Below are 26,111 nucleotides of genomic sequence, written 5' to 3'. Positions count from 1 at the left end.
TAGAAGGCTGAGTTGGTCTAAATTGAACAATTATGGAAGCCAGCGTACTAGCTTGCGATGTTCAAGTTTAGCTGTAATTCATAAGGGAGCTTAGATAGGCGGCGCTTTAACTTACGACGAGTGCGTTCTAAGTCATCGACAGCAATGGTGTGGGAGTCATCTGAATGCACATCCACATTGATACGAAGTTCTTGCCCCACTTTGGTTACGCCAGTGAGTTCTAAATCTTGTTCGGCTTCTTTATCTACCGCATTCACGTTTTGGTCAACTTTGTCACAAATGTCTTGTGTCGCAGACATCATTAACAATTCACGCATGGCTTCTTTCAGCATATCGAACGGAACTTTGATGAAGTAAAAAGACATCAGCAGCATCATCATTGGATCGGCATAAACCGCATACCCAGCAAGTGGTGACCAAGTTATCCCCCAAGCCACAACAAAACCAGCCGTGACCGCCACACTTAGTAATGTATCCATCTGCCATTGTTTAGATTCAGCTTCAATGAGACCTGAAGTGAAGTGGCGACTTTTACGTGCGATATACCACCATGCATAGCTACAGCCTATTACGTTTACTACACCGAATAAGGTTGCAATTGAAGCATCTACTTCACGACCACCCGTAAATAATGCTTCTACAGCTGAATAAAGCGAGTAACCGACAACCAGTAAAATCACAATAGCTTTAATTGCGATAACTATAGGTTCGATGATTGCTTTCCCGAAAGGAAACTCAGAGTCTGAAGGGCGATTAATGTAGCGAGAGGCAGCTAGTGACAATAAAGTTAACAGTAAACTGATTAATGAATACACACCATCAAAAACGATGACCAGAGAGCCAACCATTAAACCTAGTATTAAACCCCCGCCAGCAAAGCCAGAAGCTAAAAGGGCTGAGAAGATTAATACTCGGTTTTCGTTTTGGCTTTTCCTGTCACACATGCTGTTTTCCTGATGCTCTTGATAACTTCATTGTTCTCAGAACAGCGTGATTTTACAAACTTTATCTGTGTGTTAGATAGGTTGAAGAATTGATATTTATTCTTAATTTAATAATTTCAATATGTTAGCGATTGTCTTGCCTGTCAATATATTTGACTGTGACTGATTTGTGTCCAATCTAGAAGTCAAATAAGTAATCGCTGAGTTTATCGGCAAGCCAGCTCATTCCCGGATGTTCTGTCATACCTGCTGCAATAAACATGCAGTAATCTTCTTGATCAAGACCGTAGGTATGTTTGATCACTGCCAGTTTTTGTTGGCGAAGAAGGTGGCGAATTAAAGGCTCTGGCAATACGCCCCATGCATCATCACGAAGAATGGTATCTAGCATGTAATCAAAGCTAGAGAAACCAATGTAGCGGCGCGAAAAGGGTTCAAGCTCAGGATTATCTTTCTCGTTCAGATACACCATAGTGGCTTGCATAGCATTTCGCAGATCTTCGTCTGATACTCGGCGCATCGCACTGAGAGGGTGTTCTTTATTACACACCGACATCATGCGAATTTTGCCCAGTGGGTTGTAGATCATCTTAGGATCATCGACTCGTTCATAGTCGACACCAAACGCAAAGTCGACTTGCTGAGTTTCCACGAGGTTGGCGAGATCACCACTTGAAGCCAGTACAAAATTAAAGGAAGTGGAAGGGTAACGGCTGTTTAGTGTGTGAGACAAATCTTGCCACATTTCATCTGGGAGGGAATCATCTCTGGCTATCCAAATTTCCGCATTAAATTCGGCAGAAGCTTGTGAACAGGTTTGCTTGATACGAGCTTCAATGGCAAGCATGCCCTCACAATCTTTATAGATGGCTTTACCCGCCTCGGATAATTCTACGTGGTTACCACTTCGAATAAACAACTCAACGTCTAAGTCTTTTTCAAGTGCTTTGATCGACATGCTTAACTTGGTGCGGTTACATTCTAGCTGGCGAGCAGCTTCTGAAACTGAGCCTAAATCGGCAATAGAACAGAATGCTTGAATTTGAGAGAGGTTCATTTCACTTCCGAGTGGGATTGAGTTCGTGAGACATAATACGAATATTGTGCTGACTATCTTAGAATTAGTCCATCATTGAGTGATAAGTCTATGACGAATTGATGGATTTAGTTTACTCTGATGAAGTTCCGAATCTACAAGAAGTAACGATGGAGGCCATGATGGCGAATGAATGGGACGAATACGCACTGAATTGGGAAAAAGACCAAACAACAGGCGTGTTCGCACAATCAGTTTTTGAACAACTCACGCAGTTGGTTGATTTAGATGGAACTCGTGTTCTTGATTTTGGTTGTGGTACTGGGTTGCTCAGCCAAAAGGTATCCCCTTTAGCAAAAGAGATCATCGCGATGGATATCTCTGAAGCAATGATTGAAGAATTGGATAAAAAAGAGCTAGAGAACGTAGAACCAGTTGTTGATTATCTTTCTCGCGGCTTAGCGGCTCAACATCCTGCTTTTAGACGTCAATTCGACGTAGTTGTCGCGTCTTCTGTATGTGGCTTTGTACCAAACTTGCAAGATACCGTAAGTTTGATTTACACATTACTTGAAGAAGACGGTTCATTTATTCATTGGGATTGGTGTGTTGAAAGTGATGAAGAAGAGTTTGGCTTAACGGTAGATCGCTCTGAAAGCGTATTACTTGCTGCTGGTTTTTCTTCTGTTGAAGTGTCTATACCGTTTTCAATTGAAACCCCTAAAGGTACTTTCTCTGTATTAATGGGTGTAGGCAAGAAATCGTCAATACCAAGCTTGTAATGGCGTAAGTAATCGCTTAGATGTGGGTTCTATAAGTTCACCATATATTATTCAATAAGCTTTGCTGAATCACTGTCTATTGAATAAATCATCAAGCGTCATACATAAAGGGTATGTTTCCATAATGGAAATGTACCCTTTGTTATATTTCACTAGTGGAAACCAAATCCAGCGTCTAAAATAACCCTATAAATTATCTCTTTTTAGGTAAAAGGGTTTCTGCATGAGCCAACAACCTTCTGATTCACCGCGTTCAAGCCTTACTAAACAGCAACAACGATTCCGCGATATTATTTCTGATATGAGCTTATCCCCTAAACAGAAATCGAACTATTTAGCGTTAGAAGCTGAAGCCAGCCTGCCTTATGTACAGGTGAGTGATGAAGTTAAATTAGCGTTAGATGAAGGCGTGTTGTGTGACATGTTTGAAGGTCATGCCCCATTTAAGCCGCGCTATGTCTTACCAGATTATTCCAAATACTTGTTTCAAGGCTCAGAGTATTTAGAACTTAGTGCGGCGACCAATTTTGATGAAGCATTGAACATGCTAACCATCATCTATCATCATGTGCCATCAGTAACGTCTATTCCTGTTTACTTAGGTCAGCTCGATGACGTCTTGATGCCGTTCGTTGGTGATTTAACCGATGAACAAATTTATCAAAAATTGAAACTGTTTTGGATAATGCTGGATAGAACGCTGCCGGATGCCTTTATGCATGTGAACATTGGCCCTGCCGATAACATTGTTTGCCGAACTATCCTGCGTGTCGATGCCGAACTGAAGCAAATTGCTCCAAACCTAACTTTCATGTACGACCCTGCGATCACTCCTGATGATTTACTGCGCCAAGCGACCTCAAATATCTGTGAGTGCAGTAAACCTCATATTGCTAATTACCCTGCTCATGCCAAGGCATACGGTGAGAAGAAATTCGGCATTGTGAGTTGCTACAATTCTCTTCCTCTTGCTGGTGGCTCTAATACTTTAGTTCGTATGAACTTAAAAGAGGTTGCTCTCAAGTCAGTGGATAGCGTTGATTTCCTGAATCAGGTCTTACCTTCATATAGCCGTACAATGGTTGAGCTAATGGATGCGCGCTGCACTTTTTTACACGAAGACTCTCATTTCTTTGAAGGGTTTTTAGCTAAAGAAGGGCTTGTTGAAGAAAGCCGCTTCGCGCCTATGTTTGGCATTTATGGCATGGCGGAAGCTGTGAATATTTTGCTGGAAAAAGAAGGAAAAGTGGGCGCTTATGGCTTGAATGATGAGTCTAACCAGTTAGGTCATCGTATCTCGCAAAAACTTGCTGAAATTGTTGAAATGTCAGACGTTAAGTATGGCTTAAATGGAAAAGCCTTACTGCACGCTCAAGGTGGTATCAGCTTAGATAAAGAAGTGACGCCTGGTGTGCGAATCCCTTATGGAACAGAACCCGACCCTATTTCTTATGTACGAGCAACAGCAGGGCATCATCAGTTTTATACCTCTGGCATCAGTGACATCTTAACTATTGATGAGACCGTTAAATCAAACCCTGAAGCGATGTTTAACTTGTGTAAAGGCGCGATTCAAGCTGGCTATCGCGAATTTACCGCGAATGTTGCCTCTAATGATTTAGTCCGTGTGACGGGCTATATGGTGAAGTTGTCTGATATGGCAAAATTTGATGATGAAGGCTCTCGAACTAATACAACTTTCTTAGGTGCAGAAGCGGCTAAAAATACCGGCATCCTAGAAAGAAAACCTCGTGTCGCCAGTTTAGAAGTGTCACCTGTATACGAATAAATAAAAGGTATTTCCAGTGAATACATTTAACCAATTTCTGATCTAACAACTCATGGCTAGGGTTTATAATAATAAGACAGAAAAACAAGCGAAGGTCAGCCGTGTGCTGACCTTTTCTTGTGTTGACGGGCCTGGCAACAGGCTGGTCCTTTTTCTCCAAGGATGTAACTTTGATTGCATCACATGCCACAATCCTCATACCATCAATCACTGTAATTCCTGTGGTGATTGCGTTACACAATGTCCAAGCAATGCTCTGGAAATCAATTCGTCAGGTAAGGTGACTTGGGACTCGGTCGCGTGTACTCATTGCGATCAGTGCATTGATATTTGCACTCATAAATCCAGCCCTAAAATTACTGAAATGACAGTGTCAGATGTGATGGCTGAAATACAAAAAAACCAGTTCTTTTTAAGTGGCATTACCATTTCTGGTGGAGAAGCCACTCTACAGCTGCCCTTTATTATCGAGCTATTTAAACAGATCAAAGAAGATCCACAGCTTGCCCATCTGACTTGTTTTATTGATAGTAATGGCTCATTGCCTATATCTGGATGGGAGAGAGTCTTGCCTTACTTAGATGGTGCGATGATTGACCTAAAATCTTGGCAAGAAGAGACCCATCAATGGCTGGTTGGTCGTGGTAATCACCGTGTTTTTGAGACTATTCGCTTTCTTAATGAGAGAGGAAAGCTGCATGAAGTTCGGCTGCTACATATCCCAAACAAGAGCGATTTAGACTTAGAAGTGGAGCAAGTCGGACAATATCTGAAAGCTTTATCTAGCTCGGTTCAAATTCGCTTGAATGCGTTTCAGCACCATGGTGTGGTAGGGCAAGCTTTGCAGTGGTCAAAATGCAGTCGAGAGCAAATGGAAAGCTTTCACAACAAGCTGCATTTAATCGTACAAAGACCTATGCTCACCCCTGATGTGTATACGTAATACTGAGGTTTACATGTAATTGCTGCGTGATTAAGTGGACGCTAAAAATTGCTCACACAGCCACTTAATTGCAGGATCGTTCATATTAGGTTTGTTCCATACAAGGCTGTACGCGACTTTGCCATAATCGAATGGTAAAGGTTTACTGATGAGCCCTTTGGCTTGCAGAGCGCTGTTTGACCAGGCTTTTGAACAGGTGAATAAGAAAGGGGTGTGGTGGCAAAGCACCGCAGCCTCTCCAAAATCCGCTACATTAATCGCAATATCTCTCGGTTTGTACTGCTGAACTAAATTTTGCTCAAAATATGGCTGCGTCAGCTCGTTTTCTAAAATTCCAATATGTTTATGATGCAGATATTCATCGATGGTCAAAGGCTTATCAGCGAGTGGGTGAGCGTTGTTCATCAAGCAAATCATTTCATCTTCACAAATAGTCTTCCAAATAAGATCTTTGTTCTCGGTCGGAGGCTGTGAAATATCATGAGGCAACAGAATGCAATTCACTTTTCCACTTAATAGAGCGTCAAATCCCAGTTGCTGTTTTGAATAGATGTTAAGCGTAGCACTCGGGGCGAGTTCTGTTGTGATACGGCTAATCGTTGAAGCAAACACTTCAAAAGTACTTTCGCGCATGGAAAGAGAAAAACTGCCTTTGTATTCTGCAGGGCAAAAATTCTGCTGGTGCAAAAGCCCATTCATGCTAGAAAGAATCGCGTGGATGGTCGGGGCAATTTTGATGGCAAAAGGGGTTGGAATGAGCTTGGTACCGTCACGGTAAAATAAGTCATCGCTTAAAATATCACGAAGCTGAGAAAGCGTTTTACTCACACTTGATGGGCTAACACAAAGTTGCTCGGCAGTTTGAGTAACGCTATGAGTATTCAGCATAATATGTAAAGCGGTTAAGTGCTTTAAACTGACACGAGAAAGGTGTAGGTAATCCATTGAAGGCTCAAAGGTCATTATTTTTTATTGAGCGCATTATACGTGTGCCCAAACAAAATTGGGCACATAATTCGCTGCTTATATCTCAGTACTAAGTAATCAGTGACCTGTAACCAGTAACTATCAACCAAGAGCCAAAACTAGCAACGCACGAAAAACAAAAATGCAATTATGAGTCGTACTTAAGTTTCACTTGTCGCGGTGGCTTGTTCGAAGACTTGCTGTACCTCATCTAGCGTAAGCGGGTTAGCAATTGCACCAATGTTTTTGACTGTCTGACCATGGATGATTTGTTTCACGGCTAGTTCGACAAGTTTGCCCGATTTGGTTTTCGGTATATCAGACAGCGGGAGAATAAGCCTTGGTACATGCCTTGGAGAACATCGGCTTCGAAGCAGGTTTTTTATTGTCTTGATAAGCTCGTCGGTGAGTGTATGTTTTTCAGTGGTTTTCACAAACAGCACAATCACTTCATCTGTGCCTTGCTGTAATCCTACCGCGATTGAATCGACGATTTCTTCCATCGTATTCACTTGCTGATAAATTTCTCCTGTGCCGATTCTCACCCCTCCAGGGTTTAAAGTCGTATCGCTGCGACCAAAAAAGATCATGCCTTGATTTTCGGTTGGAAAAACATCATCACCGTGATGCCAGATCCCATCAAACTTATCCCAATAACTGGCATGATACTTTTCTCCATTATCTCCCCAAAAGCCGATGGGCTGATTTGGAAAGCTGTTCAAGCATGCCAGTTCGCCTCTTTGATTTGTGTGTGGAGTGCCATGCTCATCGATAGCTTGAATATCTAAACCAAGTGCACTGCTTTGACATTCACCTCGAAAAACAGGGCTGATGGGATTACCTAAGACAAAGCAGCCACAGATATCTGTCCCACCTGAAATTGAAGCCAAATGCAGATCGCGTTTGATATTCTGATAAACAAAATCAAACTGCTCTGGGTACAGAACTGATCCCGTAGAACAAAGGGTTTTTAGATGATGGAGGTTGTGCTCAGATGTGGGAGAGTAATGCGATTTTTGGAGAGCTTCTAGGTATTTCGCGGATGTACCGAATAGGGTGATTTGGTGTTGTTCGGCTAATTCCCATAAAACACTGGGTGATGGATATATAGGGCTACCATCATAAATGACAAGAGTTGCACCACTTGCTAGGGCTGAAACGTGCCAATTCCACATCATCCAACCACAGGTTGTGTAATAAAACACGCGATCTTGCGGTTTGATATCGCTATGAAGCTGGTGTTCTTTTAGGTGGTTGAGCGTGGTGCCACCAACGGAGTGGACAATGCATTTTGGTTTTCCAGTGGTGCCTGACGAGTAAAGAACAAATAATGGGTCATTAAAGTTAACGCGTTGAAATTCAATGGTTGTGGCTTCAAAAGAATTGAGCACCTCTTGCCATAATAGAGGCGTATTCGCAGCTGGCATTTTTCCTGAACTTGTATTCGGACTGGCTTGATATTGAATTTCTACGCAACGAATTAAACTGGGTAATTGAGAAGCGATTTGATGGTTTTTACTCACCATGGAATGATATTTCCCATTGAATGTATAACCATCGCAATAAAATAGAATTTTTGGTTTAACTTGGCTAAAGCGCTCTACCACGCTTTCTACACCGAAATCGGGTGATGTTGAAGTCCAGATTGCACCAAGGCTGGTGGTAGCCAGCATCGCAATTAACGTTTCAGATAGATGAGGTAAATAGCCCGCAACAGTGTCACCTTGCTTAACACCTTGAGCCTGTAGCCATTGCTGTACAGAAGAAACGCGTTCGTAAAGTTGTTGCCAAGTCAGTGAACGGTTTTCACCACTTTCATTAGCGAAAATGACAGCTAATTCATTTGGATATTGATGAGCATATCCAAGTAAATTCTCTGCGTAGTTGAGCTTTGCATGTGGGAACCATTGTGTGTCTCTAGCGTCTACAAAATCCTGCCATTTTGCTTGTCCTGCCGCTTTAATGTCTTGCCCTTTGTTGCCTTTTACATGGCAAAAATCCCACACCTCTTCCCAAAAAATCGAGTCATTTTTCACTGACCAATCATGAAGTTGCGTGAAATTAGTGACAGATTCATGATGCTGGAAAATTCGGTCAATAAATCGCTGGATGTTCGAGCTTTTAATGCGCTCAGTTGTTGGTGTCCAGATAGGTTGTTGGATCGGCATAGTTCCCTCATTTTTTACGAATTCCATGAAGTTATTTTTGTGGCACACGAGTCGCTTGTCAAAAAATAGGCGATAAAACATTCAATTGATTAGTAAGGTAAAAAACCTTAAATGTAAATTATTTGTTACATTGGTTGGTGTGCTGATTTGACTAAGGATATTGGCAGTAGGGCATCAAGTGGGTAGGCTTAATGTGAATGAATTGTTAAATTAATGGCAATTTTTACAAAGGAGAAGGGGTGATGACTCAATATCATTCCAAGCCTGTTGATGAAGCTGGTATCGTCGATTGGAGCAAGGAAGAAGATCGAATTTGGCATGATTTAGTCGTTCGCCAATTAGACAAGGTTAATGATAAAGCCTGCCAAGCCTATTTGGATGGTTTAGACACGTTAAATCTTTCAATAGATAGGGTGCCGCAGTTACCTGAAATTAATGCTGTATTGCAAAGAGAAACAGGGTGGAGCGTTGAACCTGTTCCTGCTTTGATTAATTTCGACCGATTTTTTGATTTATTAGCGAATAAAAAATTCCCTGTTGCGACTTTTTTACGAAGCCGAGAGGAATTTGATTACTTACAAGAACCAGATTTCTTTCATGAGGTGTTTGGTCACTGCGCTATGCTTACCCACCCAGATTTTGCCTCGTTTACTCACAAGTATGGGCAGATCGGGCAGAAAGCTACGGGCAAAGAAAGGGCTTATTTAGCACGGCTATATTGGTTTACTGTTGAATTTGGTTTAGTGAAAGAAAAAGGTCAAACCAAGATTTACGGTGGTGGAATACTCTCTTCACCTGGCGAAACCACTTATTCGCTAGGTAACCCTAAAAAACGGCATCAACCATTTAATGTTGAAAACGTATTAAGAACGCCTTACCGAATCGATATTATGCAACCCACTTATTTCGAGTTAGGCGATATCACTGAGCTCTACCAATTGAGCCAAATGGATTTAATGGCACAAGTTCATAATGCTATGGAGTTGGGCTTATTTACCCCACTTTTTGAGAAAAAGGAAGTTACACATGCTGGATGAATTACGTTGTGAAGCCTGCAGTACAGATGCTCAAGCTTTATCTGCCGAAGATCGTAGGTTGTTGTTCACGGAATTGACGGGATGGGACATGCTAGATAGAGAGGGTATTCCTCAGCTAGAAAAAGTGTATAAGTTTAAGAACTTCAAACTAGCATGGGCTTTCTCAAATAAAGTCGCAGAGCTTGCCGAAGATGAATTTCATCACCCTTCTATACTGTTGGAATGGGGGCAGGTCACCATTACATGGTGGAGCCATTCGATTAAAGGTTTACATCGTAATGATTTTATCTGTGCTTCAAAATGCGATGCACTGAATTAAGTTATTTAATAGGCTGCGGTTTAACGGTTTAACGGTTTAACGGTTTAACGGTTTAGTTAAGATAATAGTAAAAAGACACATAGCCTAGAGGTCTTCCCTTTAGGCTATTTTTTTAGTTTTATTATCTTCGAAGTCGTTCTTCTTATTGGTTGATAACCCCTTACCGAGATCAATACTATTTTCAAAGCTGTGAGTTTCAAGTAAATCAGTGAGTGCACAAACGCTAACCGGTTTAGATTTTAAGTAACCTTGGATATAGTCACATTGATAGTTAGTCAGCGTTGCCAGCTGAGATTCTGTTTCTACGCCTTCAGCCACGACGGGTAATGAAATGGTGTGAGCCATGTTTATGATCGCTTTACATAACTTAGCTGATTTGCAATCTGGGCTGTCAATATTATCGATGAAACTTTTGTCCATTTTTAAAATATCTATCGGATAATCACACAGTACTGCAAGTGAGGAGTACCCTGAACCAAAATCATCAAGGTAAATCGAAACACCCAGCGCCTTAATTTTTTTCAGTGCGCTTACTGTGCATTCAGAGTTGCTAAGCAGTAGTGACTCGGTTATCTCAACTCCCAATAACCGTGGGGGGAAGCTGGCGTGTTCTAGTACAGCCTCTAGTGTATGTAATATATGGTTTGACTCGAATTGCTTTGCAGAAACATTAATATTAATCCTAGGAACATGCTTAACCAACGGGTTAAGCCACAATTGCTCGAGTGTACGACAGGCTCTTTTTACCACCCAATCGCCAATTTTTATAATCAATCCGGTTTCTTCGGCGATTGGAATAAAGTCTGCGGGGGAAATTGGACCATAGTCTTTATGGGTCCAGCGCAGCAAAGCTTCAACACCGCTAATGGACTGTGTTTTTTGGCAGTAGATGGGTTGATACGCAAGGAACAGTTGCTGTAAAGCCACGGCTTGCGTCAGTTCTTGCTCTAAAGTGAATCTTTGCTTGGCTTGAATAAACATCGTATCGTCAAAAAAAACGATTCGGTCATTGGCGGAACGTTTAGCCTTATACATGGCAGTATCGGCCTCGCGTAAAATTTGCGCCACAGTCTGGCAATGCTTATTGACCATAGAAATACCAATACTGGCACCGACATGGCAAGTGCGCCCTTGGATATTATAGGGCTGAGCAAGTAATTCATTATAGCGTTTCGCAATCATACCCAGAGATTCAGGGTCAACATTGTTGTATAAACAAACAACAAACTCATCCCCTCCAAATCGATAACACTTATCTCCGAGCCGAGTGCTTTCCGTCAACCTAGTAGCAACCTGCTGTAAGACATTGTCACCCACCAAATGCCCCATAGAGTCGTTGATGACTTTAAAGCGGTCTAAATCGATGAACAACACTGCAAACCCGTTCTCCGGGTGAGTTTTTAAACTAGCGACCTTATGTGTTAGGTGTAAATTCAGAGCTTGTCGGTTATATAAATTGGTTAGATCATCACGGATGGCTTGCTGTTCTATCGAGCGGGTTTTATCTTCTACAAGCTTATTTGAAATGGCTAACCGGTTAGCGTAAAAGCGCGCTCCCCAAGCAACAGAGTAAGTTAGCAAAGCGATGAGGAAGACACAAAATCCCCCATAAAGAAAAGTGCTATGGCTATTATCCAGCTGTGAAACCTCTATTCGCCAAGTGGTATCTAGGGAAGGTAGATACAACTCTTTTGAGCGAGACACTTCCTGTTCAAGCCCTGTGACTTTTATAAGCCTGCTATTTATATGAGATTCAAAAATAGGAGTTGGAGAATAATCATCAGCCTGGAAAACATTAATGTTGAATGATTGGGCGTTAACTTCGTCTTTCCAGGTTTTACCTAAAAATTCATAGAAAAGAATGTGTGAAACAACAAAGCCTTTTAATTGCTTTGATTCGGAAATAACGGGAAGAAATAAGCGACTGCCAATGAAGCCATCTTGTATGAAAGGAGAAGCAACAATTTGGTCTTTTTGAACGGCATTACGCATAGCTTCAAGGTGTTCACAATTCCCCGCTATTGGGAGACCTAAATAATCGCTTCCTTCAAATTTTGGAGAAACATAAAGGGCTGGGAAGAAGGAACGTTCCATTTTCTTAATGCATTCGATAAACGCAGGGTCGTTAGATTTTCGTGTTAGTACTTTATACCCCAGCAGACCTTGGCTTGCTGCATCTTCCTCTAAGAGACTAATGTTTTCAGCCGTGACAATTGGAGCCCAAATAACGGACTGGATAGCAGAATCAATACCTGTCCTTTGATCAAGAAAATACTGGAACTGTTCTTGATTAGGGTTGTTGGCGTGAAGGAGAAATGCACGAGTGGAGTACATGAGTTCGGAGAGATCTTCGAAAGATGCATTTAACGCTTTAATCTTATTATTGAACTGTATATCGAGTTGGTCATGTAAGCGTCGAGATTCATAGAAACCAATGGTGAGAAAACTTGCGATTGCCGTAAGAATACCAATAGACCAAATTAAACGGTTCATCTTTCGATTAATGAGACGAAGCACATCCATAACTCCATTTTATAGAACTGAAGTCATAATAGTGATAAGAAAGTTAATTGCAAATGATAATTGTTACTGAAAGTGGCTGTTGGATGATTAATCGGCGGAATTAAGTTTTGGTTATTGAAAGTCTGTAATTTTGAAGTGTTTAGCCATGATTTTATTAGGGTTTAATAGCCGGAATATACGGTCTTTTTACCTACCTAATATAATGCCTACCCACGACTATGGACACCCATTGATAGAGCTTTGTCTTAGGGTGGATAGGCTTACTTAGCTACTTAGCTACTTAGCTACTTAGTTACTTAGTTACTTAGTTATTTGGTTACTCAGGTAACTAGCGCGCGAGTTTATGGTGAGCTCTTGAGAAATGCCCCGCACAGAAAGCGCCGACAATAGAAAGTTCCCCAGCTAAACACAATGCCGCGCATACTTCAGCTAAGGCTTGTGATTTACCGTTACCATGTAATCCCATTAAGTCTAAGCAGGCTTTTTGACTAGGCAGAGCAGTACCGCCACCGACGGTTCCTAGCATTAGATTAGGTAAAGTCACACTCGCGTATAAACCACCTTCATTGTTCAGTTCCATACGAGTCATTCCAATGGCTGACTCAGCAACACAAGCGGCATCTTGACCACAAGCGATATATAGAGCAGCTAAGGCATTGGCATAGTGTGCATTAATGCCAATAGTGCCACTTAATGCTCCGCCTACCGTGGTCATTTGACCAAATTGAACCATCTTTTTAGGCGTTGTATGCAAATGTTTTTGAACCAGCTCGGCTGAAATATTCACCTCAGCGGTCACTTTTTTACCGCGAACGCTGCGTAAAGTTTGTGTATTAGCTTTCTTATCACCAGACAAATTACCATCTAAAAACGCATGGTCAGGTGCAACAGGGGTGTTTTCAATAATGAACTCAAATACGGCATTAGTCGCAATCGTCACCATATTTTGACCTGAGGCATCACCTGTCAAAAACTCAAAAACCAAATAAACGTGGTTGCCTTCAATATTGATATTAATGTCTGTGAGTTTGCCATGCGAAGTGGTTGCTTCTGCAATGTCTTTGAACGTTTGATATTGAGTAACAGCCCAAGCTACGAATTGACCTGCTTCCACTAGCCCTTTAAATGCGAAACCTGGTGTTCGAGTTACCCCTTCGTTAAGCAGCATTGCGCTTGCTCCACCACATGCGGTTAAAAGCTTTGAACCGCGGTTGTACGAAGCAACTAAGGCTGCTTCAGTAGTAGCCAGTGGCACTAGGTAATCCCCTTCAGCAAATAAACCATTCACTCTTAGCGGCCCCGCAACACCAACAGGTACTTTGACGGTACCAATAAAGTGCTCAATGTTCTTCTCATAAGCCTGATATTGCTTTTGAGTATGGCTATCGAGAAGTTGTGCTTGTGCTTGGGCATTGCTTAAAGCATCCCAACGACGTTCGAGGTTCTTTTCTGTTAGGTATGGGCTTGGTGTCAGTTTGTTTGTTGGTTTCTCAAAGTGAGGTTCAAGCTTTTTTGCTAACTCTTCTGCAGAGATATCGCCTCCTAAGATGGAGACATAGTCGCGGCGATGAAGATTGAGTTTTGGCATAGTGGTACAAGGTCAATAATTTTCGCTGATTTTACCGAGTAAAATCTCAGAAACAAGGCTTGGATATAATGAGTTACAGTTTGTTGAAGATAAGCTGCTATTTAAGCTTAATATCGGCAATTTTAAAGATGATCATTTATAGAACCTATGCATTGTAGGGTTCGTATTTTATGAATATAGGATATGGGTGAATAAAGTGGTGAATGGATGTTATAGGTGCATTCTAAATATGAATGTCGAGTAAGCTGCCGATCATTTCATTGTTTCGCTCAACGACACTTGCTCCAATTCTGTTGTAGTTAGAACTCTGGGTAAGTTTCATCATAGCATCCGCGTGCGAAGGAATGGGTTCCGATGGTTTGGCTTCAGTTACTTGGTTGGGTTGCGGTGCTTCAACTTGATTAAAAGCTAAGTCATTTTGTTGCGGGTTATTGAGTTGGGCTTCACGTTGAGATGCTTGGTTTATTTCAACCGCGGCTTCTTCAGCCATCTGTGAAGATTGCTGAATCATTTGATAGCCAGATTGAATACCTGAAATCGACATATATACCCTAGAAAATAGATGTGCCTAGTAATTTTAGTTTGGTGAATAAATGTACGCAAGAAAGATCGTATATCTATTGCTTATATTTGTTGGTGAGACCCATATTTTCGCTTATGAGCCCATGCTTTTCATGAGGTAGCTTGAGTAAATATGGTTTTCTGAGGTGAGAGCCACTGCTATGGCTTCATTGCGTATCGTATTTTTATAATCTTGCTTAATGCTTAATGCTTAATGCTTAATGCTTAGTGGATGTCTATGTTTGAGTCTTAGCTTAATTAAATAGAGTCGCAATGACATTGCGTTCTTCATCTGTGAGTAGGTCTTTCTTTGGCTCATCAATTGAGCCATGAATCTCACCTTGTAGCATTCTTAGTTGTTGCGGTGTGAGTAGCTGTATTTGCTGTTTAAAGTTTTCAAATTGTTGTGTATTCATCATAAGCCTTACGTTTTAATTCTCGTGAGAAGTACCAAGTTGAGTCAGTGAAAATTTGGTGAATAAACTTTCGCCTTGTTTTGTATACAACTATAGATTTAGGTGGTTGTTTTTTGTCCGAGAATTGTCAAGCTAGGTTAAGAGTAGGTCAATCCGGATAGGGAGCTTAGATGGCTACTTTTGCATACAAGAAGAGTTGCAGCTTCACTTAGTTGTATTGGTATTAGTTATATTGGCAATAGTACATAAGTGAAGCTGATGTAAATGAGTGGATTACTTGACTCGAACAGCAAACTTGGTCGCGAGGGAGTGTAATTCAGGCAGCATTCGATAAATGAGATGCAGCTGCTGGAGTACCATGCGAACGTCACTTTCGTCTTCTTCCCGCCACTCATTGAGTCGTTTGTCTAACCCTGGATCGAATGTATTACTTACTTCGCATTCTTCACAATGTTCATTAAGTTGCTTGTGTAATGCATTGAGGTGAAGGTGAATAACACGGTGAGCATCAAGCACAAGTTTATGAGTCGCTTCATCGTCAATACGAGTTCTGTGTGCGCCAAGCGCTGAAATATAACTGAGCAAGGCATGGTTAAGCGTTAAAAAACGAAAGCTCTCATCAGCAGCCATTCGGTACTTTCCTGGTTCGACCAACATACTACTGATGGCAGACGTTAAATTAGCATCGCAGTTATGAGCGCCCCTGCGAGCAATCCTATAGTTCAGATTATCTTTTTTACCGACACGATACTGACCAATGATCTGCCCCAGATACTCTTTATTAGAATCCAATGCGTCAGCCATTACTTTGTGCAAGCGCCTCGATTGCCAGTCTGGTAATACAAACATTACAGCTAAAACTGCAAGTGCGCAGCCAACCAATGTATCAGCAAGCCTTGGTAGTACAACGGCGTAGCCTTCTCCTAGCTGGTTGAAGCAGAACAAGACGAGTAAGGTGATAAATCCTGTCGCAAATCCGTAGTTATTGATGCGGAAAGAAAAGAACATCACACCACTGATAACAATGAAAACAAGTTGGCTTTCTTGTGAGGGGAAGAAGGTCAGTAATGGGACTCCAATTAGCAATCCAGCTAAGGTCCCAATGACACGAGCCGTAAGCTTTTGTCGCGTCGCACTGTAGTTCGGTTGGCAAACAAATAAGGTGGTTAATAAAATCCAGTAGCCACGTTCAATCTCAAAACCTTGAATGATCCCATAGCCTAAGGTCAGTGCTAATGACATTCTGATGGCATGCCTGAAAAGCATTGAATCTTTGTTAAGATTCGCTTTTATTTTATGCCACATGGCTTTCAATGTGTGGGGATTGGTGTCGTCTAAAGTCCCTTCTTCTAATTTCTCCGCATCAGGGTTGTTGATGTTCGATAGCTGCTTTTCAACGGTCGCCAAATTATTAAATAAATAGCCAAGTTGGCTTAATAGTATCTTCCATTCTGGGTTGTTTTGCTCTTTAAGATGAGCCAGTGAGGATTGCAGTTCATCAAGCGCTAAGATTGACTTGTCACCGTGCTGGTATTCGTTGCCAACTTTTAAAGACGCCGCCACTTCACGACAAGCTCGAGCTTGAGTTTCTAACAGGTATTTGAACCGAAAAAGCACATCAGAGCGTTCAAAGTGCTTGGCCAATTCTTGGTATAGGTAATGGCTAGAACTGACTCTTTCATGGATGTCTTGGGCAATAAAATAGGTATTGAGAAAACGGTCACTGGGTCCGTCGACATGGCCTCGTTTAGATCGGTTCAGCAGTGTTGCTTTGCAGGTATTCAGTGCATTAACCGTACTGGCGTTGTGTCTGGCTTCAATAATTCGATGGGGCTGAGGTGTTAAATTGGCGACAGGATAAAATAGCTCCGCCTTGGACTGCATGTAAGTGCCAATTTGGTCGAAGACTGTCGCTAAATTTTGCTGCACAGGCTGCATCGGCCATATTATTTGCCAAACCATCGACATGAAATAGTACCAAGCTGCACCTGAAAGTAGCAGTAACGGCTGGAACCATAAATTGGTACTCTCGTGGGCGCCTAACATTGCGTAAATTGCCACGAGTAGAGACCCGAACGCGATACTTGCATATTTGGGGCCTATCGCCCCAAGCATGATGAAAGAGAAGGTAGAAACAAATAACCCTAATGCGAAAAATAAGGGGGTATTGAAGAGTAGCTCAATTGAAAATGCGGCAATCGCGAAACAAATAAAAGTGAGGGTAAGTGCTTTTAAGCGCCCGGTGAAACTGTCGTCACTTTCCGCTAAGGCTGCTGCAATCACACCTAAGATTAACGGAGTAATCAGTGTGTTTTGTTCAAAATACCATGCAGGGATCACCACACCTAAAAGAGTAATGAGAATAAGAACGCTGTAATTAATGGTTTTGTTTGCCCAATAGAGGCGCAGCATAGCGGGTAATTTCACGGCAATTCATTGATATAGGGAAAACACAATCCTAGCAGAAATCAACCGTTAGGATTTGATACATGTACAGTTTTGTTATCAGATGGTCATGATTTCATCGATAAGGAGTCGAGTATTATTATTTCCAAGAGCATCATGATATAAAACACTCATTCAGAATTTTAAGAGCACTTCCCAATGCAGTACGCTTCAATACAACTTCGCGCGAATAAGACTGCCCAGTTTTTCATCCAAAATGAATATCACCAAGTGGAGCTCGACGGACAACGTCTATTACTGTCATCTATTGGCAGTGAAGAGCGTATTCCTTTTACCGTTTGGAATGGAAAAGTAGCATTACGTCGTGGGTTATTTTGGGGATCGTTGCAGTTTTTTGCTCATGAAATCGATGGAAAGCAGCAGAGCTGGTTGGTTCAAGGGTTACCTTGGGATATGTGCCGGAAATTCGCTCGAACCGCCATTTCATCGTACCAACATTGGCATGATACACAGTGTGAGCAATTGATCACGAATCTACCTGAATGGGAAGCGGCATTGACTCATTTAGAGCAGCTACCTGCCTTTCTTTCTCATTCTAAAGTGAACAGTTGGGTCGATTTAGTCACCACTCAGCTAGATACCATGACGATGACATTAGAAGAAGCCAGTCAGCGTATGCCTAAGCGGGTTTCTCGCCTGCTACCTTGGCTTACTGATACTGAAAATATGCAATTAGATCGAAATCAGAAGTGGCTAGATACGGAAAGAGCTAATTGGGAAGTCTTATTTGCTCAGTGCGAATCTTCTCCTCTGAATTTATCGCAGCAATATGCAGTTTTAATGAATGACGATCATAACCTTATTCTTGCCGGAGCTGGCTCGGGAAAAACCAGTGTGCTGACTGCGCGAGTCGCCTATTTATTGCAAAGTCATCAAGCTCAGGCTGAAGAAATGCTGCTATTAGCATTTGGCCGAGAAGCGGCTGAAGAAATGAAGCAAAGGTTAGACAGCAAAATAGGTATGTCAGCAGAACAAGTTCAAGTGAATACGTTCCATCAGCTTGGATTGAAAATACTGAATCATGTCGAAAGTGCACCAGTCGTTATTTCTCCTTTAGCTTTAGATAATAATCAGCGTCAAGCTTGGTGTATTGATTGGCTTAAAAAGCATTGGATGACGCCAACAAACTTTAAGCGCTGGCAAAAACACTTATCTAAGTGGCCGATTGCTTACCTGACAGGTGATGATGAACTCGGTAGTCATGCGTCTAATCCTAAACTGATCAACTGGTTAGAAAATCAACTTGATCAATTGAATGCTTCAGGTTTGACTAAAAAACAGATCCAACAAGAGTTGATTGATCACGCAGATTACACTCGCCTTAATAGTGAGCTAAATCTTTGCTGGCCATGCATTACCGCTTGGCAAAAAATGCTTAAAGAGCAAAATCACATCGACTTCCCCACAATGATAAGCCGTGCGACACAGTATGTAACGAAAGGGCGCTTTGTCCCTAATTGGAAGTTTATTATGATCGATGAATATCAAGATATTTCGCCCGATCGACTTGCGCTTGTTGAAGCGCTATATAAACAAACAAAGTGTGCTCAAACAAAAAAAGCTCATCAAGCATCTATTTTTGCAGTGGGAGATGATTGGCAGTCTATTTATCAGTTTGCAGGTGCTGATGTTGATTTAACGACTGGCTTTAAAGATCGGTTTGAAAGCTCTACCGTTCACCACTTAGATACTACCTACCGATTTAATAATCAATTAGGCGAAGTGGCGAATCGATTTATTCAGCAAAACCCTGCTCAGATTTCTAAAGAACTTAATAGCTTTAAACAACAAAAACAGAAATCTGTTTATACCATTCCGAGTAAAGATGTTGAAAAAACACTCGATAATTTACATACGCAGGCAAAAAATAAAGCACAAAAATCGGTACTGCTACTAGGACGCAATCACTACCATAAACCTGAGTTATTAGAAGATTGGAAAAAAATCTATACAGGGCTTAACCTTACTTTTATGACTTGTCATGGCAGTAAAGGTAAAGAAGCGGATTTTGTGATTATATTGGCAGTCGATGAAGGGCAATTTCCGACGAAGAAAAAACAACTTCACATAGACGGTGCGTTAACGGAGTCATCTGATACCTTCCCATATGCAGAGGAAAGAAGGTTATTTTATGTTGCGATGACTCGTGCAAAAGAGAAGGTTTGGATTGCACATAATGGCGATGGTTCTGGTTTTGTACAAGAGCTACATGGGGAAGATTACCCGATCATTCGTAAGAAGTAGTGCTTTCATAAATGGAAAGAATATAAGTTTGAGAAGGATGACAAATGACATTTGAACATGGTTCGATCAATTACATAGAATTCGCTGCTCGAAATATCCTTCAATCAAAAGTTTTTTTTGAAACGGTTTTTGATTGGACGTTTGAAGACTATGGTGATGAGTATTCGGCTTTCACTGCAAAAGGCTTAATGGGTGGTTTCTATAAGGCTGATTTGGAGTGCAATCAAAGTGCTGGAGGGGCGTTAATGGTCTTCTATAGTTCAGATTTAGAATCGACTGAGCAAGCGGTTCTAAACGCTGGTGGCATCATCAATAAAGATATTTTCCCATTCCCTGGTGGGCGACGCTTTCATTTCAAAGAACCCAGCGGTAATGAAATGGCAGTGTGGAGTGATAAGTAGCGCTGTTTTAAAGCCTTGGCTTCAATTTTTCAGCTTCAAACTTTAACAGAAACCTTAGCCTTATTTCCTTTCCATTTATTAAACATAAAAAAGAGCCGACCATTGAGGTCGGCTCTTTTTTTAATTAGTTATGTCTAGTGGTTCGTTATAAACAATAACTGCTCATTAACAAGTGCGGGTCATCAAACAACAACTCACTAGTACATCAATCGTAGCTTATAGCGCCAGTAGCCTATAACTTAAATCGCTTATGCGTGAGCTGCTTTAAGTTCTGCAGCTTTCGTTTCAGTGATTGGTTTAGTCACCAATGCTAGAACAATACAAACGCCCATCATTACTGCTGAAACTGTGTACGCTAAGCCGTAACCGCCGCCATTTGTCATAGAGAAACCAACAACAGCTGCACCGATAGCACCACCAATACCCCATGACGTGTATAGAACGCCGTAGTTTGTACCGTAGTTTTTCAGACCGTAGAACTCAGCAGTTAGTGATGGGAATACTGCTAAAAGAGTACCGTAACCAACAGCAGCAATTGCAGTACCGATGATTAACGTGATTTCTGTGTTGAATGTTGCGAACAACACCATGTTTGCGCCTTGCAGGATAAATGCAAGAAGCAGAGTACGTACGCCACCAATCTTATCTGAAAGGATACCTGCACCAACACGACCACCAGAATTGAAGATAGCTAAGATTGACGCTAGGTAAACTGCGTTTGGTAGGTTTGCTTGAACACTTGCGATGTTCGTGATGTTACCAATCACCATTAGACCAACAGAAGCGGCAAATGCGTACATAACCCATAGAGAGTAAAACTGAGGCGTTTTAAGCATTGCTTTCCAGCTAATGTCTGTTGATTTCTTAACAGCAACTGGAGCTTGACCTGCCTTTACTTTTGGTTCTGCTGGAACGTATTCAGAAGGCGGGTTGTTGATAGTACATGCTAGAGGTACTGCAATAACCAGAACACCAACACCAAGAATCATAAATGCAGTGTTGATACCCATTTCAGTGATTAGCATAGAAGTTAGTGGTGCTAGGTAAATAGCCGCTAAACCAAAACCTGCAGCGATAAGACCGTTTACCATGCCTTTCTTAGAAGGGTGGAACCACTTCATTGCAGAAGGGGATAAACAAGCATAGCCAAAACCGATACCCGCACCAGTAATCATACCAAACGTGATGTTGAGCATTAGAGGTGAAGTAGCAAAGCCAGATGCGATCATGCCTAGACCTGTTAAAACAGTACCTAAGATAAGGATCTTACGTGGTCCCATACGGTCTTGTAGGATGCCTGCAACAAGAAGACAAATAGAGAAAGTGATAGTTGCGATAGCATAAGGAGAAGAAGCCTCAGCAGCACTCCAACCGAAATCGGTTACTAACGCTTTGTTAAATACACTCCAAGCATACAGGATGCCAAGACAAAGGTTGATACAGAAACCTGCTAGCAGGATGCGCATTGCTTTATCAATCTTGCTCATTTTTATTCTCAGTTTTGTCTTTGTTGAATGTTCAACATTCAAATAAAGACGGGTTATTGTGGTGGTTTTATCAAAATTAGTTTGCGTTTTTCAACGAATACCGCAAAAGAGCGCGGATTATAACCAATATAAATGTGATTGGAATCTCTTTTTCCTATTTAATCTAAATAAAATTTTAAATGTTAAATTAATGTTTGGATGAGGTTTTTTTTATGTTTTACGTAGGTTTTTCTTGTTCATGTTTTCAGCGGATATCCTTATTTTTCCTGCTCTGGGTATCATTATTAAAAATTTAAACCTTACTCGTTATATGGAGATCACAGTGTCAAAATTTATTTTAAATTATTTCCAGAGTTAAATTTTTGTAACAAAGTGAATCAAGATGAGGTGGGAAGCTCTAGGCGCTTGTCGTATCAGTACCTTTGGAAATTCAACTTGTTAACTGAATGTTAAGGTTGGTTTGCCTCGTAATCTTTGTATACATTTTGTACGTTTGATGGGCTTGTTTTGTCTTCAAAAATAAGGAAAATAGCGTGCAATATGAGATTGCAAATTTGAAAGGATGCATTTCTAGTTGATTACGAGGCGAAAATTATGAAATTGTTTTTAATTCTATTGATGTCTATTTCTGGCGGTGTAGCAGCGGCTGATCACATTCATTCGTTTCTATTTGGTTTTTATGTAGCGTCGTTAGCCGTAGGTAGTTGCTATTGGTTAGCATTTCGCAGCACGCGCTTCCCTCAATTAGCGCTAGTATTATTGCTATGTGGATTCTTTGCTAAAATTGCAGTAACAGTAGTGGGCGTGTCTTGGGGTATTTCAAATGACGCCATCTCATCACCATTTATTTTCTCTCTCTCATATTTATTCTTTTCTATCGTCGCAACCTATATGTGGTTTGCATATAGAGAAAAGCTTACTGGTATAAAAAAAGCTTTTCAAAAAAAGGCAGCTGCATAATTTCCTAAGCTGCGCATATATGAGTTGAGTGATACAGATTTAATATAAATTTAAACCCAAGAGTGTTTATCGCTCTTGGGTTTTTTAATGTAGGTAAGTTTATCCAGTTGCACTCCAATGCCTCGCGAATTCAGTCACCGCAACTTTGTTGAAGATGTTTCACAAGGCATTTAACGAAACGTGCCGCTTCTCCACCTGTGCATGCTCTGTGATCAAAGGTGACGGATAAAGGCATCGCTTTCACTTCAATGGGCGTTCCATCCTCCATAATGACTTTTTTGATAATGCGTCCAGCACCGACTATTGCTACTTGAGGCGGAGAAACCACTGGTGTGGCATAAATACCGGCGATAGCACCAAAGTTCGATAAAGTAATCGTGGCATTTTGAAGTTGTTCTCTGCCAATTCGTCTATTTCGGATTCCTTTCACCGTTCCATCTAGCCATGTTCGAATATCTTGCGCATTGTAGCCATTGGCTTGGCGTAAAACCGGAACATACAATCCATGAGAACTGTCAACAGCTATGCCTATGTTTACGGTGGTGTGAACACAGCGAGTCATAGTTGTGGCATCGAACCAAGCATTCATCGCTTTTTCTTGTTGGCTGGCATAACTGACGGCTTGGATTAGGCGTATCGAAATATCTTCATCTTCTTTCCAATGGTTTAATAATGCTTCTTCTGTAATGGTTACGGAAGCGACATTATGATGAGATTCCGCCATCGACTTAACCATTGCTCTCCGAGCACCTTTTAATACTTCCGTGCCTGGCTGTTGTTTATCTGCTGCTTTGTATATGTCTACATCAAGTATTAGTCCGCTATCCCCACTACCTTTTACTGAATCAATGCTTATACCCAAGCGCTTGGCCAGTAATCTTGCTGAAGGAAGAGCAGCTGTTTGGTGACTTGTGTCTAAAGAGTTGTCTTGTTCTGTATTAGCGGCCCCAACCCAGAAACTATCAATGTCGACCTGATGGTTTTGGTGAGAAACTTTACCAACCACGGTTGCCGCATCTTTTGACTGTTCAGCACAAGATTCATATTCATTTATGCTTTCAGCTTCTAACTGACCAATAGCATGATTGCTGACATCTGTGGTGACTTCTTCTATTTCGAGTAAAACACTGCCGACATTAATGACATCTCCTTCAAGTCCAAAGCGTTTAATGATTGTTCCGCTGTAAGGAGCGGGGACATCAACAATGGCTTTCGCAGTTTCAAGGGTCACAACAATCTGATCCACTTTAACTACATCGCCAGCTTTAATGTGCCATTCAACGATTTCTGATTCGGCAAGACCTTCTCCAAGATCTGGTAGCGTAAAAGATTTCATTTCCACCCCTCCACTAATTCATGAACTGCCAGTTCGATATCTTGTTGTTGAATCATGAAAAACTGTTCATTTCGGTAATAAGGCATGACGGTATCCATCCCTGTTAATCGTTTCGGTGGTGCTTTTAGCAAACACATGGCGTGCTCTGCTGTGCGAGCTAAAATTTCCGCTCCAACTCCGCAGGTTTTTGCAGCTTCATGAACCACTAATAAGCGCCCCGTTTTCTCGAGTGATTTGAATATGGTCGCCATGTCGATAGGTTTTATGCTGGCTAAATCGATGACTTCTACTTCAATACCTTGTGATGAAAGGTTGCTTGCGGCCTCTAATGACTCAACGACGCATGCTCCCCATGTCACTAGGGTAAGATCTCTTCCTTTACGAAGGGTAAAGCAGGAATCAAGGGGGAGTGCTTCTCCATTATCGACAACGTTTGATTTCACAGTGCGATAAATACGTTTGGGTTCAAAAAACATGATGGGGTCGTTACTACGAATGGAAGCGAGTAATAGCCCGTAAGCACGTTGAGGTGAGGATGGAATGACAACTTTAAGACCTGGAGTATGAGCAAAAATGGCTTCGACACTTTCTGAATGGTGTTCAGGAGCGTGAATACCGCCTCCAAAAGGCGCTCGGAACACCGCAGGGCAGGTTAAGCGCCCTCGGGTTCTATTTCTGATTCGAGCTGCATGACACATTATGTGTTCAATCGCGGGGAATACAAATCCTTGGAATTGAAACTCGGCCACAGGTCTTAATCCTTGGGCTGCCATACCAACCGCCACACCACTGATTAAGGCTTCAGCAAGTGGCGTGTCAATCACGCGCTTTAAACCAAAACGATCTTTTAGCCCGAGGGTCGCTCTAAATACCCCTCCGTTGTCACCTACATCTTCTCCTAATACTACGACATTCGAGTCTTGGTTCATTTCATAGTGTAAAGCGAGGTTGATTGCTTCAATGATTGTGATTTCAGCCATTATCATCTCCTTGACCTTGACCTTGACCTTGACCTTGACCTTGCATTCGCATCGCTTTATTGATTAATTCATCGCGTTGTTTGTTAAGGTCGGGGTCAGCCGATTCATACAAATAATCAAAGGCACTCTCAGGAGCCGACTGCGTGAGCTGCATATAGTGGGAGACAGCAACTTCAACTTTTTCTTTGCATTGATCTAGCCAGTCTTTATCTTGTTCCTCAGACCAAATTTTTTGCTTGATCATGTATGCTTTCATGCGGGCTACAGGGTCAAATTGCCAAGCTTCTTCGAGTTCTGCACTACTACGGTACCGAGTCGCATCATCTGCTGTGGTGTGGTCACTCAATCGATAACTGATGGCTTCAATTAGGGTAGGACCTTTACCTTTTTTGGCTTTATCTAATGCGTTACTGATTGCATCATATATTGCGACTATGTCATTACCATCGACCGTCACTCCTTCAATTCCGGCACCTTTGGCTTTTTCAGAGAGTAAACCGGCAGCGCATTGTAGGGATCTAGGTACGGAGATCGCCCATTGGTTATTATTGACGACGAAAACCAAAGGTAAATTCCAAACACCAGCGCAATTAATGGATTCGAGAAAGTCTCCTTTCGATGTCGCTCCATCACCACAAGTGACAACTGCGGCATTGTGAAGCCCTTCAATTTTTAAGGCTGACGCAATACCAACCGCATGGGTGCATTGAGTTGCGATGGGTACACAGAATGGAAAGTCTCGGCAATAACCAGAGTTGGGTAAGTCTTGCTGATCGGGCAATCTGAAATCACTGCCTCTTTCATCTCCGCCCCAGTATTGGAGATTCTTTTCCATAGAAATACCGCGAGCCCACATTGCTGGCATGTCTCGGTAGTAGGGGACAAATACATCTTGGGGTTCCATCGCTCGACCAATCGCAATGCCAATCGCTTCTGCCCCTAAGTGAGACGGGTAAGTTCCTAGTTTCCCTGTACGTTGCAACGCAACGGCTTTGTTATCGTAGGTTCGAGTTAAAAGCATGTCACAGTAATACTGGATTAATGTTGAAGGTTTAGCCCAATGAGGCAGTGGGCTAATGAGATTTCCATGGTGATCAATAAATCGATACATAGGCAATGCCTGAACACTCATCTCACACTCCTTTTGACAAGGATCTTCTTACAA

General features: G+C 41.8%; 21 protein-coding genes. 8 read left to right on the top strand and 13 right to left on the bottom strand.

Going from position 1 to position 26,111, the window contains the following annotated elements; translation table 11 throughout:
- Window positions 1–47: 47 nt before the first annotated feature.
- A complete protein-coding gene (locus F0226_RS02435) occupies window positions 48–944 on the bottom strand; it encodes a cation diffusion facilitator family transporter (protein WP_171734123.1) in 897 nt (298 codons plus the stop codon).
- A 178-nt stretch (window positions 945–1,122) separates the two neighbouring features.
- A complete protein-coding gene (locus tag F0226_RS02430; protein ID WP_171734122.1) occupies window positions 1,123–2,001 on the bottom strand; it encodes a LysR family transcriptional regulator in 879 nt (292 codons plus the stop codon).
- A 161-nt stretch (window positions 2,002–2,162) separates the two neighbouring features.
- Here F0226_RS02430 and F0226_RS02425 point away from each other — a divergent pair, with 161 nt between their 5' ends.
- From F0226_RS02425 to F0226_RS02415, 3 genes are all read left to right on the top strand, one after another.
- Window positions 2,163–2,762, top strand: coding sequence for a methyltransferase domain-containing protein (locus tag F0226_RS02425; RefSeq protein WP_171734310.1), 600 nt, complete (start codon window positions 2,163–2,165; stop codon window positions 2,760–2,762).
- A 223-nt stretch (window positions 2,763–2,985) separates the two neighbouring features.
- Entirely contained in the window at window positions 2,986–4,551 is a 1,566-nt protein-coding gene (locus F0226_RS02420) for a YjjI family glycine radical enzyme (protein ID WP_171734121.1), read from the top strand.
- 52 nt (window positions 4,552–4,603) lie between these two features.
- Window positions 4,604–5,494: a YjjW family glycine radical enzyme activase gene (locus tag F0226_RS02415; RefSeq protein WP_171734120.1), complete on the top strand. Its 891-nt coding sequence runs from the start codon at window positions 4,604–4,606 to the stop codon at window positions 5,492–5,494.
- A 30-nt stretch (window positions 5,495–5,524) separates the two neighbouring features.
- On the opposite strand, the gene F0226_RS02410 is transcribed toward F0226_RS02415, so the two are convergent.
- Together F0226_RS02410 and F0226_RS02405 are read right to left on the bottom strand one after the other, a co-directional pair.
- Complete coding sequence (locus F0226_RS02410; RefSeq protein WP_171734119.1) at window positions 5,525–6,439, bottom strand: LysR family transcriptional regulator; 915 nt, start codon at window positions 6,437–6,439, stop codon at window positions 5,525–5,527.
- 182 nt (window positions 6,440–6,621) lie between these two features.
- Window positions 6,622–8,628 carry an acetoacetate--CoA ligase gene (locus F0226_RS02405; protein WP_171734118.1) on the bottom strand — a complete coding sequence of 669 codons (2,007 nt, stop codon included), beginning with the start codon at window positions 8,626–8,628 and terminating at the stop codon, window positions 6,622–6,624.
- Window positions 8,629–8,870: 242 nt separating this feature from the next.
- Here F0226_RS02405 and phhA point away from each other — a divergent pair, with 242 nt between their 5' ends.
- Entirely contained in the window at window positions 8,871–9,665 is a 795-nt protein-coding gene (gene phhA, locus F0226_RS02400; protein WP_171734117.1) for a phenylalanine 4-monooxygenase, read from the top strand.
- Window positions 9,655–9,984 carry a 4a-hydroxytetrahydrobiopterin dehydratase gene (locus F0226_RS02395; RefSeq protein ID WP_171734116.1) on the top strand — a complete coding sequence of 110 codons (330 nt, stop codon included), beginning with the start codon at window positions 9,655–9,657 and terminating at the stop codon, window positions 9,982–9,984. Before phhA ends, F0226_RS02395 begins: the two co-directional genes overlap by 11 nt.
- A 99-nt stretch (window positions 9,985–10,083) precedes the next feature.
- Here F0226_RS02395 and F0226_RS02390 read toward each other — a convergent pair whose 3' ends face one another.
- The 5 genes from F0226_RS02390 to yccS all read right to left on the bottom strand — a co-directional run bounded on the left by F0226_RS02390 (window position 10,084) and on the right by yccS (window position 17,484).
- On the bottom strand, window positions 10,084–12,501 hold the full coding sequence (locus F0226_RS02390) for a bifunctional diguanylate cyclase/phosphodiesterase (protein WP_345776500.1): 2,418 nt from the start codon (window positions 12,499–12,501) through the stop codon (window positions 10,084–10,086).
- Window positions 12,502–12,835: 334 nt separating this feature from the next.
- Window positions 12,836–14,095, bottom strand: coding sequence for a hydroxymethylglutaryl-CoA reductase (locus tag F0226_RS02385; RefSeq protein WP_171734115.1), 1,260 nt, complete (start codon window positions 14,093–14,095; stop codon window positions 12,836–12,838).
- Window positions 14,096–14,318: 223 nt separating this feature from the next.
- On the bottom strand, window positions 14,319–14,639 hold the full coding sequence (locus tag F0226_RS02380; RefSeq protein ID WP_137372183.1) for a hypothetical protein: 321 nt from the start codon (window positions 14,637–14,639) through the stop codon (window positions 14,319–14,321).
- A 271-nt stretch (window positions 14,640–14,910) separates the two neighbouring features.
- Window positions 14,911–15,075 (bottom strand): hypothetical protein, encoded by a 165-nt coding sequence (locus tag F0226_RS02375; RefSeq protein ID WP_171734022.1) that lies wholly within the window; start codon window positions 15,073–15,075, stop codon window positions 14,911–14,913.
- A 270-nt stretch (window positions 15,076–15,345) separates the two neighbouring features.
- Window positions 15,346–17,484, bottom strand: a complete 2,139-nt coding sequence (gene yccS / locus F0226_RS02370; RefSeq protein ID WP_171734308.1) for a YccS family putative transporter — start codon at window positions 17,482–17,484, stop codon at window positions 15,346–15,348.
- A 207-nt stretch (window positions 17,485–17,691) separates the two neighbouring features.
- Here yccS and helD point away from each other — a divergent pair, with 207 nt between their 5' ends.
- Together helD and F0226_RS02360 are read left to right on the top strand one after the other, a co-directional pair.
- Complete coding sequence (gene helD / locus F0226_RS02365; RefSeq protein WP_171734307.1) at window positions 17,692–19,782, top strand: DNA helicase IV; 2,091 nt, start codon at window positions 17,692–17,694, stop codon at window positions 19,780–19,782.
- Between the two features lie 44 nt (window positions 19,783–19,826).
- Entirely contained in the window at window positions 19,827–20,183 is a 357-nt protein-coding gene (locus F0226_RS02360) for a VOC family protein (RefSeq protein WP_171734114.1), read from the top strand.
- A 248-nt stretch (window positions 20,184–20,431) separates the two neighbouring features.
- On the opposite strand, the gene F0226_RS02355 is transcribed toward F0226_RS02360, so the two are convergent.
- Window positions 20,432–21,670: an OFA family MFS transporter gene (locus F0226_RS02355; protein ID WP_171734113.1), complete on the bottom strand. Its 1,239-nt coding sequence runs from the start codon at window positions 21,668–21,670 to the stop codon at window positions 20,432–20,434.
- Window positions 21,671–22,264: 594 nt separating this feature from the next.
- Between F0226_RS02355 and F0226_RS02350 the strand changes: the two genes are divergently transcribed.
- Entirely contained in the window at window positions 22,265–22,630 is a 366-nt protein-coding gene (locus tag F0226_RS02350) for an NADH:ubiquinone oxidoreductase (RefSeq protein ID WP_171734112.1), read from the top strand.
- 130 nt (window positions 22,631–22,760) lie between these two features.
- Here the strand turns inward: F0226_RS02350 and F0226_RS02345 are convergent, their stop codons facing one another.
- Genes F0226_RS02345 through pdhA form a run of 3 tightly spaced genes read right to left on the bottom strand, consistent with a single transcriptional unit; the run spans window position 22,761 to window position 26,078 of the window.
- A complete protein-coding gene (locus F0226_RS02345; protein ID WP_171734111.1) occupies window positions 22,761–23,966 on the bottom strand; it encodes a dihydrolipoamide acetyltransferase family protein in 1,206 nt (401 codons plus the stop codon).
- A complete protein-coding gene (locus F0226_RS02340; RefSeq protein WP_171734110.1) occupies window positions 23,963–24,946 on the bottom strand; it encodes an alpha-ketoacid dehydrogenase subunit beta in 984 nt (327 codons plus the stop codon). The genes F0226_RS02345 and F0226_RS02340 overlap by 4 nt, the downstream gene beginning before the upstream one ends.
- Window positions 24,939–26,078: a pyruvate dehydrogenase (acetyl-transferring) E1 component subunit alpha gene (gene pdhA, locus F0226_RS02335; RefSeq protein WP_171734109.1), complete on the bottom strand. Its 1,140-nt coding sequence runs from the start codon at window positions 26,076–26,078 to the stop codon at window positions 24,939–24,941. The genes F0226_RS02340 and pdhA overlap by 8 nt, the downstream gene beginning before the upstream one ends.
- Between the last annotated feature and the right edge of the window lie 33 nt (window positions 26,079–26,111).

This window comes from Vibrio sp. 99-70-13A1 (genome assembly GCF_013114625.1).
In the GTDB taxonomy this organism is placed as follows: domain Bacteria; phylum Pseudomonadota; class Gammaproteobacteria; order Enterobacterales; family Vibrionaceae; genus Vibrio.
The sequence above is the reverse complement of the archived record's forward strand: the minus strand, read 5'-3'. Positions and strand labels throughout refer to the sequence as shown.